Origin of the sequence: Streptomyces sp. PA03-6a (assembly GCF_033792765.1) — a bacterium.
Taxonomy (GTDB): Bacteria; Actinomycetota; Actinomycetes; order Streptomycetales; family Streptomycetaceae; genus Actinacidiphila.
On sequence record NZ_JARAVK010000316.1, the window covers coordinates 1 to 8,752 of the forward strand.

Sequence of the window (8,752 nt, forward strand, 5' to 3'; positions counted from 1 at the left end):
AGAGCGTTCTTGCCAGAGGTCGAACGCTGCTTCGATGTGATGGTTTGCCTGGCCGGGTGTCATGCCGGTGACCTTGATCAGGTGGGCACGCGCCTGGGGGGCGAGTCCACGGATCTGCGCGAAGCCGAAGTGCGTGACCGTGTGGCAGTCCGTGCACAGGCAGATCAGCCGCTTCAGCGTTTGGATCCGGCGGGTGTCGTCAAAGATCCACCGCTCGTGGGCCTCCAGCCGGCGCTTCGAGGCCTGGTCCTGGCCTACGCCGCAGGCCTCGCAGCGGTTCCCGGCCCGGTGATAGATCATGCGCCGGAGGCGGTCCCAGTCCTTCTGGGCGACGCAGGACCGCACGTTGGTGAACCAGCAGCTGCTGGGCACGAGATCGACGAACAGGCCGCTGCCCAGGGAGCGGTCTTCGCCCGGCAGGAGTTCGGGGATGTCTTCCCCCGGTGCCCACGGCTCCAGAGCGGTCATGTTCGGCCGCGGGGCGTACCAGCGTCGGGCAGCCCCGTCCCACCGGGCACCGGCCGCCTTGGCCTTGTCCTTCTCCGCAAACGGAACGTCCAGCCAGATTCGCTCAACTGCCATGCCATCACTCCTCGTTGTCGCCCTGGCGGTGGGCGCTCTCACCCTAGGGACTACCACTGACAAACCATCAGGTATTCGGGCGAATATTCGATTGCAGACCTCAAGCCCGCCATCGTCAGCGATGCTGCGCAGCCGACTTGGGAAGATCTGGCTCGGTCCTGGTCCGGCAGCCCGAGGTGGCAGGACGAGTGGGAGCCTTGTGGGCATGGATGAGTTGCTGCGCCGGGTGTACGGCGCTTTTGCCGATGATCCGGCGCCGCGGCGGGGGCACGTGTACCGGGAGTTGTTTGGTGGCCCGCTGGACGGGCTGCTGCTGGATGTGACGGGTTGGACGGAGACCGAGCGGGCCATCGGCGCGGCGTTGCGGACGGATATCGGGCGGTACGGGCCGGGTGGGCGTGCGGTGTATGCGCCACGTCCGGAGGACCCGCGGGTGTGGGACTGGCAGCACGACGCCCGCTGATCAGGACACGGGCTCGCCTCGTCTTGGTTGGGCGCTTCTTTTTTGCTGGCCGTCCGGCCAGCGTGGTTCGGCTTCACACCGCGGGGCCGGGTGCGGGGTTCTGTCAGGATGGGCTGGTGACGGCTGATGATGGCAGGGAAGCTTCAGGTCCGGGGAGCCTGGAGGCAGCGGTGGCGGAGGTTCGGGAGGCCGAGGCGGCGGTGAGGCTGGCCCGTCGGCGGTTGAACGAGGCGATGGTTGCTGCGGTGCTTTCGGGGGAGAGCGTGCCGGGGGTTGCTGAGCGTACGGGCCGGGATGTCATCGAGGTCCGGAACCTGCTGGCCGCGGTCCTCGGCGATCGGACCTGACCTCCGGATCCCAGATTCCGGTGCGCTGGAACCCTTGGACAGGGATGGAGGGCTTTCCCGAGTCTCAGGCTGTCGTGGCCGGTGACTGCTCGGTGGTGTGTCGGCGCTGGTGGTAGGCGAGCGCGCGGGCCATGGTGCCGGGTGGGATACCGGCCGCAGCCGGGCTGGTGCCGGCAAGCCTCGGGTAGAGGCGCCGGATGGCCTGATCGAGGGGGATCCGGAGGCATGGGCGTCGGTGGTCGCGGATAGCGGCGATGGTCTGCGTGCTGATGCTCAGGCGGCAGGCGAGGTAGGTGGCGGGCCACCCGGCCGCGGCCAGGGCGTTGAGTATCGCGGCGGCGTGGGCGGCGTCGGTCAGACCCCGCCCACCACCGCCCGCGCCGCTGCTCCCGGTGTGGGGTGTCGGGACGTTGACACCGAGGATGGCGTCGGCGGTGGCACGGGCAATCCGACCTGGCCGGACGGTGGGTGGACGGAGCAGGCGCCGGATGAGGGTGACGGAGATCCCGGAAGCATCGGCGATGTCCTGTGCCGACATGCCTCGCCGACGGAGCAGGGCGGCGTGCTCGGCAGCCTGAGCGGGCTCGACACGGGTCGACAGACCAGCGGCATGGTCACGCTCGCGCCGGTAGCGGGCACGCCGCGCGGCCTGACGGCATACGGGCCGGGTACAGCCGTAGTCCGCACACGACGCCTGACCGTGCCGCACCCGGCTGCGTGCGGGCCGGCGGGGCGCGGGAACCGCCGCAGCTACAGCCACCGGCAAAGTCACGGAAGCGGGCATGGCCAAGGATTCTACGGCTCCCGGCAGCACGTGGCCCCCAGGTCCATGCGTCCCTGGGGGCAAAGCGGGGCTGTGCTTCGGAGTGCTCAACGACGCAGCCCCGCACGCGTCACGTCCACACCAGGGTCTTTGAGAAGTGATCTTGTGTCCGGGTTCGTCAGGTCAGTCCGAGGGCGGTGAGGGGTCGCTGGTGGTCTCGGCTGGTGCGGCGGAGTGCGGCGGCGATGTTGGTGTGGCCGTCCTGGCGGTGGACGCCGATAGCGAGGTTGCGCAGACCGGCCATGACGCGGGGCAGGTGCCGGGTGCGAATCTTCGAGGCGTCCTCACGGAAGGTGCGGTCCCGGACGTGGTGGAGTTGGTTCTCGATGCGCCAGTGTCCGCGGATCCAGGCCGCGAGTTCGCTGCCGGTGGCTGCGCCGGGCGGCAGGCTCGTGACCAGGTAGATCCGCTCGATCGTCAGCTTGCCGGTGGCCAGGTCACGTCTCCAGCGCACGACTTGGAGGGCTTGGCGGGCGTGGGGGTAGTCGAGGTGGGCGAACGCGGTGGCTTCAGTCGGCGGATCTCGTCGCGGTGGTGGGCCCGTGCACGTTCGTAGTGGTCCAGGCGGATGTCGTGCCAGGGCAGGCGGCGGACCTTGTCGTGCAGGCCGGGGTGGTTCCTCTTGACGACGGCCAGGTAGTGGGCTCCGCGTTCGTGCAGGTAGGAGGCGTGGTCGTGCTGGGTGTGCAGGGCGTCTGCGGTGATCACCGTGCCGGTCAGGTCGATGCCGTCCAGGAGCGGGGCGAAGGCTGGGATCTCGTTGCTCTTACGGTCGACTTGCCTTTGGGCGAGGACTTGGCCGCTGTGGGTCATCGCGGCGATCAGCGTGGTGGCCGGCCGGTCCTTGGTGCGGGACCCGCGGAGTGTCTTGCCGTCGACGGCGATGGCCCGCCGGCCGGACACCGGGTCCTGACGTTCCTGGAGGAAGCGTCCGACGGCCCGGTCCAGAGCGTCGCCGTCCGCCGCGGCCAGGACGAGACGGATGGTCGTGGAGTGCGGCGGCCGGATCAGGCCGGTCAGCGGGTCCGGGCGGAACCCGAGCAGCGCCAGGACGCGCTGCGGCGCGTCGGCAACCCACTCGCCGCAGCAGCAGCTGACGCCGAAGCCGCACGCCGGGCTGGCGGCTGGCTTGCCCGCTTCCGAACCTGACCCCTGAAGGCGTGCCCAGGCGGGGAGCTGGTCAGGTGATTGCGTCGCTCCACGATTGCGCCACCGCAAGGTGCTGTTCGGTGTTGTGGCGGGGCAGGAGGCGCCAGCCGTGGGGGTCGACGTCGGTGTCGGTTGCGGCGGCGGTGTTGGCCATGATCTCGAACACCGCCCCCGTCAGTTCCTGCCGGGTCAATCCGCTGATCTGTGACAGGGCGAGAGTGGGCACGGGAACGGTGATCTGCCCGTGGGCCCATTCGTCCAGGACCGCGTGCGCGGTGGTCGGCCCGGCGCGCACGATGCGGGCCAGCGTGAAGCGGTACTCCGCCACAACGGGTCACCCCCCTTGATCGCACCCCCGAGGTTCACCCTGCGTCGTCTGCTGGCCCAAGTCAATGCCCGACGGGCACGGCGAGGACGGGCCGCAGGGCGGCTGCGCGGCCGCGTGCCGCCTCATGTCAGAGCCGGGACGGGATTGTGCCGCCACGTTTCAGTGACGCGCTCACTGCGGCACACAGGGGCCGGGCCAGGACGGAGTCCTGGTGCGATCTCTGAGTTTCGGGGCAGTGGTGTTGAGAGATTTGCTACTCAATGGCTGTTTTCGCGGGGTGAGGCCACTGTCGCGAGGGTGAGAGATCTGGCTCGGGGCGACTGCCAGGGAGCGTCATCGAGCAAGGTGAGCATGTTGTTGTGGGCGCGAGAGACCGCAACTGGGTTGGCGCTCTCCTTCTATACAGCACTGACTGTTGAAGTCTTAAAGTTCTGGATGAATCTTCGGGTAGAGGTTGAGTAGATCTCACCAGTCGTCCCCGCTGTTGAGGAGAGCTCGAATTCTCCTCAGGAGATTGGACTCGTGCCCGATTTCAATTCCTGTAGACTTCTAGCGCAATAGGAACATCCTGTGAGCGTTATTCTGAAGGCTAAGAAGGCTGCTATCGCAGCCGGCACAGCTTTCCTGCTGGCTGGAGCAGTGGTGGTTGGAACGGCTGGCTCGGCTGCGGCCGCAGTACCGTATACCTTTAAGGTCTGCGCGTACGGTAACTACACCGCCTATGGTGAAATCCCCCAGCAGGGCGGATATAGCACCTATCTTGTGTCCCCGGGACAGTGCCAGAAGATTACGATTAACTCGGGCAGCACGTATGGGAAGGTGTGGGGTCTGTACAACACCCACCCTAACGACAGGTTCTACGTGGGCACGGCTAACTTCACAGCGTCAAAGGGTTGGTCGGGCTCTGCCGAAGGAACAACGACCAGCCCCTGGCTGCGTAATTTCGGCTGAGCATCACCTAGCGTAGGGGCTGCCCCGGATTCCTTGGAATCCGGGGCAGCCCCTACGCCATTTAAGAGGCGCACAGAAAGGGTGGGGAAGCAGGGAACTGCGTGGAACCCTGTCTGTTGTAGTCAGCGCTTGCGCAGCTGCCGGGTGCTCTGCTGTTACCAGCGCATGCCGAGGGCGTCGAGTTCCGCGCGCCGGTGCTCGGTCAGCTTTGCGGCGCGGCGGCGGGTGTTGTCGAGGAACTGACCCAGCTTGACTTCGGTCATGGTCCCGTCGGGGTCGGTGAGTTGTTCTACGTGCTTGCGGGGCGCCTGGAGGCTTCCCTGGCGGGTGTGGAACTGCTGGGCGGCGCGAAGGTTCACGGCCCACTTGTCGGCCTGCGTACGGGGCGCCTGCGGCCTCTCCGAGGGGTCCGCTGGTCCGAGGTGGAGCATGTTTTCCAGCATCCAGGCCTGTGCGGGCAGCAGCCGGTTCCATCCCAGGCGTTGCGCCTGGACCCACGCACCGAGGTCTTCGCCCTGCACCGTGGTCTCGCCCGGCGCCAAGGGCAGAGCCTGGCCGTCTTCGATGAGGGTGCGGCACAGCCGGTAGGAGCGCTGCCAAGTCACGGGCCAGGTGGGGCACCAGGACGGGTCGATGGCCTCCAGCGCGTCCCGCCGCTCTTCCGACAGGGCGCCGGCGGTGGAGCCGACCGGCAGCCCGGCTTCGCGCCGCTGCGCGATGGTGTCCGCGAGCCTGCCGGCGGTCCGCTGGTTCTTCATCCAGACGCCTACCGGGTAGCCGTTCCAGACCGCGGTGGCGGGCGGCAGCAGGTGCCCGTGCACGGCCGCCCACTGCGTCGCGGCTGACAGTCCCTCCTGAAAAGCGACGTCCCAGTGCGACCACACCATGCCCAGATCATCCAACTCGGCGGCTCGTACAGGCTTCATTTCACCCGCGTTGAAAAACCTCCGCTGATCCGCAATCCACGTCCCGAGGGGAAAAATAGCAGGGTCCCAATCTTCCGGAGTCGTGAACGAATACGGAACGCGCAAATCGCCGTTCTCTTTCACGTAGCGGGTAGCGGCCTGGATTCCGGCACGCCAGTACGCGTTTTCCGGCCGGAGCACTCGCAGGCTCATGAACCGGGCAAGAATCGCCGGATCACGCGGCGTGGAGAAAGACAGGAGTCCCTGCGCCGGAGCCGAAAGAGCGCTCTCCCCGCCCGGGCCGCCTTCCCCACTCTCGCCGCCGGTTGCGGCGATCTCAGCGGCCGACGGCTTGGCGGCGCGGCTGTGCGCTTGCTGCTCTGCCAGCTGCTCGATGGTCTCGGTGTCGTGTGAGCGCAGCGCGGCCATGACCTTGGCGAGGCTGTTGTAGCCCTTGGAGGTGAGCATCGCGTCAGGGTCCTCGCCGGGGGCGAGGAACACCGGCACCACCAGGGACGCGACCTTGCCCTCGCCGGGCTTCATACGCAGCGCCCGGCCGACGATCTGCAGGATGTCGACGGCTGATCCGCGCACATCGCCGAAGAACACGCTGTCGCAGCCGGGGGTATCGACACCTTCCCCGAGGATGCGAACGGAGCTCAGCAAGCGCAGCCGCATCGGCACCAGGCCGCCGTCGTCGCCTTCGCCGATCGGGTCCGCGAACGTGGCCAGCGTCGCCCGGCGGCGGGCAGGGGAGTGCTCCCCGCACAACCACGATGCCCACACCCGATCCGGCTCCGCATACGTCTCGGGCTCGGCCTCCCACAACCGCCGCACGACCGCCGGCACCCCGGCCGCCATCGCCTCCGCCTCACTCGTGCGGTAATGGAACGTCAACATCCGGCGCAGACCCCGCACCGCGGCCGTCTTCACCGCAGCCGTCTGCAACGCCGCCAACCGCGACCCACGCACACTGTCAGACCGGGACTCCAACCCCAACAGCGCCGCCGCCTGCAGCTCCGGGTCAGTCACGTCCACACACACCACCTGATAGGCCGCAACCAGCCCCCGATCCCGCGCCTGCGACAACGTCAGCTTGTACGCCACCGCCCCAAAGACGCCCTCCGGGTCGTCCTTCATCGAAGCGACCAACACAGGCCCCGAACCGCCCCCACCCTCCGCATCGGGCGCCTCCCACACCCGCGGCGTCGCCGTCATATACAACCGCCGATCAGCAGGAATCCGCACGTTGTCATGCACCGCCGCCCACGGCTTCCCCACCCGGCCACTCGTCCGGTGCGCCTCGTCAACCACTACCAGCGACCAGGGCGAAAGGCCTGCCGCGTGGGCCCGTTGGAGGGTGCCCATGCCGACCGAGGCGTACGTGGCAAACACCGTCACGGTCTCCAGCCCATGCGTCCACGCCACCAGCTCGTCCACGCTCGTGGTGCACGCGAACGGCGCCTCATCGGCCCGCAGTGAGCAGATCCCGTAGAACGGACCTGAGCGGCCGCCGGCCCGCCATGCGGCCGCCGTCTGCACCAGCAGATCCAGCGTGGGAACGAGCACCAGGACCCGGCCCGCCCGCAATTTCCGCGCGGTCAATACCCCGATGAACGTCTTGCCCGAACCGGTCGCCGCAATGACCTGCGTCCGCAGACCCTGTGCAGGCATTTCCTGACCCGGAACCAACTCCAAAGCCCGCATAGCCGCATCAGACGCCTCGATCTGATGCGGAAGCGGATCCATTTCCGCCTTCTCAGATTCCCTTTCCACTACCGCAACCATGGAATGCGACTCCCCCGTCCCGGGACGATGCGAGCCCCGGCGCGGGTGTGCTCCAGGGGTGGTGTCTAGGTCCAGAGCTTAGCTGGCTAATCAATTTGACGCACACACCTCACCGGCACCTTCGAGGGCGCCGGTGCCGACTCTCTCGGCCCTCAAGGACGGGCAGTGTTTCCTGCCTCTGACTGTGACCCAGGAGGGAGGGTGAGGAGAGGGACCGAAGCGAGTAACGGACGCCCTGCCGCTGGCCTTCTAGGGCGGCAGTTCCGCTGAGCGGTCCAGAGCGAAAAGTGCTGTCCGTAGTTGAGAGGTCGCGCTGGCGCAAGCCCGTCTCGAACATGGTGTTAAGTGGTGGCTTGCTAGCGATTTTGTTTGGTTTCCATAAGTGAAAAAACTGGCGCCCATATTCTATCCATTTGAGTGTTCGGTTGCCATAGGGTCGGCAGTGAAGGTTGAACCGCGGTCCTTCATTCCGGTTGTGTTCAGGGAATTGTCCACGCCGACAGAGGGCCTCTTCGATGGGACGAATTTTGCTTGAAAGAGTAGCGCGTCACACAGCAACAGTTGCAGCCGTGGCTGGTATTGCGGCGACTGCGATCCTTGGTAGTTCCAGCAGTGCCTCAGCCGCTATCGGCTTCGCTCCGCCCTCGGCGACGGTTCCTAAGGGATACGTGAAGCTGTGCGCTAGGGGTAGTTACGCGGCATTTCTTCAGCCGACGTCCGGGAATTATGCGTCTACGACGCTCGTTCCTGCTGGAAATTGTTGGTACGGTCGTTTTGGTAGTTCCAGCAGGACCACGACCTTCAATGTCATGGGCAAGTACAACACGTCCTCGAATACGTTTCTCATCAAAACTCTCGTCTATGACGGAAGTCTGTGGGGTATCGGTATCACCACCAGAGGTACCACGGCGAATCAGGGCGCTGACGCGTATATCGATTTGTGGTGACGCCTGGATGGGGGCTTCTTCTGTAGCGCATACGAGCCAGGTAAAGAAATTATAGGCTTGCGTTCTTAAAAGAATCGCCCATACTGTGGGAAAAGACCTGCTGCGGCCCCCATTCGGGATGGGAGAGGGCCACAGCAGGCGCCCCTCCGTAGCCAGCTTGGCCCGCGGCAGCGGGCCCTGTTGGCCGGAGGCGGAGCCGAGGGCCGGTCAGGGGAGCGGAGAGAGCCTGACATTGAGGGCGCGTCAGCGCCCGTGTGGTGGGGTGGAGCGAAGCGGAGCCCCACCAGGCCCGCCAGGGGCGGCCGAACGGAGTGAGGCAAGCCCCGCAGGGGCGGGCCCGCAATCCCCCGAACGCAGTGAGGGGATTGCTCCGGGGCGCGGAGCGCCCCGGACCGCCGAGCGTAGCGAGGTGGCCGGCCCCCGCGGAGCGGGGGCCTTCGCCTGCACAGCGCGCAGCGCTGTGGTACCC

General features: G+C 66.9%; 9 protein-coding genes. 3 read left to right on the forward strand and 6 right to left on the reverse strand.

Annotation, left to right across the window (positions count from 1 at the left end; translation table 11 throughout):
* A partial coding sequence (locus tag PV350_RS41135; protein WP_500338510.1) for a DUF5710 domain-containing protein occupies window positions 1-582 on the reverse strand: 582 nt, incomplete at its 3' end.
* A gap of 205 nt (window positions 583-787) precedes the next feature.
* On the opposite strand from PV350_RS41135, the gene PV350_RS41140 reads away from it, so the two are divergent.
* Together PV350_RS41140 and PV350_RS41145 are read left to right on the forward strand one after the other, a co-directional pair.
* Entirely contained in the window at window positions 788-1,045 is a 258-nt protein-coding gene (locus tag PV350_RS41140) for a hypothetical protein (protein ID WP_500338511.1), read from the forward strand.
* A gap of 116 nt (window positions 1,046-1,161) precedes the next feature.
* Window positions 1,162-1,392 (forward strand): hypothetical protein, encoded by a 231-nt coding sequence (locus tag PV350_RS41145; RefSeq protein ID WP_500338513.1) that lies wholly within the window; start codon window positions 1,162-1,164, stop codon window positions 1,390-1,392.
* Between the two features lie 64 nt (window positions 1,393-1,456).
* Here PV350_RS41145 and PV350_RS41150 read toward each other — a convergent pair whose 3' ends face one another.
* The 4 genes from PV350_RS41150 to PV350_RS41165 form a co-directional block, all read right to left on the reverse strand.
* Window positions 1,457-1,930 (reverse strand): hypothetical protein, encoded by a 474-nt coding sequence (locus PV350_RS41150; RefSeq protein WP_500338515.1) that lies wholly within the window; start codon window positions 1,928-1,930, stop codon window positions 1,457-1,459.
* Between the two features lie 403 nt (window positions 1,931-2,333).
* The gene (locus PV350_RS41155) at window positions 2,334-2,669 is read right to left on the reverse strand and encodes a hypothetical protein (RefSeq protein WP_500338517.1); all 336 of its coding nucleotides are present in this window, start codon (window positions 2,667-2,669) and stop codon (window positions 2,334-2,336) included.
* On the reverse strand, window positions 2,633-3,433 hold the full coding sequence (locus PV350_RS41160) for an ISAs1 family transposase (RefSeq protein WP_500338518.1): 801 nt from the start codon (window positions 3,431-3,433) through the stop codon (window positions 2,633-2,635). Before PV350_RS41160 ends, PV350_RS41155 begins: the two co-directional genes overlap by 37 nt.
* Complete coding sequence (locus PV350_RS41165; protein WP_500338520.1) at window positions 3,396-3,692, reverse strand: hypothetical protein; 297 nt, start codon at window positions 3,690-3,692, stop codon at window positions 3,396-3,398. Before PV350_RS41165 ends, PV350_RS41160 begins: the two co-directional genes overlap by 38 nt.
* Window positions 3,693-4,262: 570 nt before the next feature.
* Here PV350_RS41165 and PV350_RS41170 point away from each other — a divergent pair.
* Window positions 4,263-4,643: a hypothetical protein gene (locus tag PV350_RS41170; RefSeq protein ID WP_500338521.1), complete on the forward strand. Its 381-nt coding sequence runs from the start codon at window positions 4,263-4,265 to the stop codon at window positions 4,641-4,643.
* A gap of 155 nt (window positions 4,644-4,798) precedes the next feature.
* Here the strand turns inward: PV350_RS41170 and PV350_RS41175 are convergent, their stop codons facing one another.
* The gene (locus PV350_RS41175; protein ID WP_500338522.1) at window positions 4,799-7,336 is read right to left on the reverse strand and encodes a helicase associated domain-containing protein; all 2,538 of its coding nucleotides are present in this window, start codon (window positions 7,334-7,336) and stop codon (window positions 4,799-4,801) included.
* Window positions 7,337-8,752 lie beyond the last annotated feature (1,416 nt).